This window comes from Paraburkholderia rhynchosiae (assembly GCF_002879865.1).
In the GTDB taxonomy this organism is placed as follows: Bacteria; Pseudomonadota; Gammaproteobacteria; order Burkholderiales; family Burkholderiaceae; genus Paraburkholderia; species Paraburkholderia rhynchosiae.
In genome coordinates this window covers 1-1,255 of sequence record NZ_PNXY01000104.1, presented here as the reverse complement: position 1 = coordinate 1,255, position 1,255 = coordinate 1, and the positions used below count along the sequence as shown (strand labels likewise).

The following is a 1,255-nucleotide window of genomic DNA, read 5'->3' as shown; positions in this document are numbered from 1 at the left end:
CGTCGCAGTGTGGCATTTAAGGACATACGCGAAACCCCAACGGCTCATCGCTTCGCCCCGTGCATTAACGAACAATTCCGGTACTGCGACAGTTCCCCGTACCACCATCCAGGCACGCAACGCGTTAGCGGTCGTTTTCCACAGGGGCAACGCGCGCTCCCGCCGGCCTTTGCCGTGAACACGGATGCTCAACGACGGGAGCACAACATCGGCGGTATGCAATCCCGTCAGCTCCGATACACGCAGGCCGCCGCAGATGGCCAGATGCAGCATCGCCCGGTCCCGAATACCCTCGCGCGTTGACGGATCTGGCGCATCGAGCAGAGCCCGAACCTCATCCTCGAGGAGATATGGCACCAGACGGGAATCGGTTTTCTTATAGGGAATGCCCAGGATTCGTCGCGCTTGCTCAAGAATCGCGGGTTCGCGATACTCAAGGAAGTGGAAGAATGACCTGATTGCAGCCAGCCGGACATTACGCGTCTCAGGCGAATTGTGGCGCGCATCTTCGAGATATTCCAGGAAGTCGCTGATCAGCCTCGCATCGAGCTGCTCCAGTGCCAGTGACGAGGGCGTCACCTTGAGTCGCTTGGCGGCGAACTCGAACAGAAGCTGGAAGGTGCAAGCATAGGAGTCGCAGGTGTGTTGGCTGGCGCCTCTCTCATGGGCAAGGTTTTGACGAAGGAATGCAACAATGTGCGGTGCGATCGGCATCATTTCTCTTCTCCGGTGAGAAACCCCTCTGCGGCGTCAGCGATGTCGCGCAGGAGCTCGGGCGTGGCCTCGAGGTACCAATAGGTGGCGTTGATGTTGACGTGTCCCATATAGGTCGCAAGGGCCAACATGTGCCGCCCGACCTGGTCTCGGCCTTCCGGGCTTGCCTCCAGTGCCCTGACGGCGAACGTGTGTCTGAGCTCATGCAAGCGGGGACGGTGGCCGTTGTGGGTGGTGCCGATGCCGGCGAACTTCAGCAGCTTCTGGAACATCCAGTAAGTAACCGTGTATCTGAGCGCGTGACCGTCGTCATCAACGAACACATGGTCGTCACCCGAGCAGGCTCGTCGCCGCAGTGCTAAATACCTCTGCAAACCCGCCACCGCTGTCTCGTGCAGTGGAACCAGACGGGTCTTCTGGAATTTGCTCTTTCGAATGAGCAGTCCTTCGGAAGTCATGTCGGCAAGGCGCAGGTTCAGGGCCTCCGAGATCCGCATGCCCGTGGCTAACAGCAGGGCAATTAATGTCGCATACGTTTGTG

The 1,255-nt window shown here is 59.1% G+C and carries 2 protein-coding genes; both read right to left on the bottom strand.

Annotated features, from left to right (window positions below):
* Positions 1–717 (bottom strand): tyrosine-type recombinase/integrase (locus C0Z16_RS36980; RefSeq protein ID WP_102636847.1); only part of this gene is annotated, 717 nt, incomplete at its 3' end.
* Positions 714–1,255, bottom strand: a 542-nt coding sequence (locus C0Z16_RS36975) for a tyrosine-type recombinase/integrase (RefSeq protein ID WP_158244587.1), incomplete at its 5' end; no start/stop codon positions are given. The genes C0Z16_RS36980 and C0Z16_RS36975, both read right to left, overlap by 4 nt.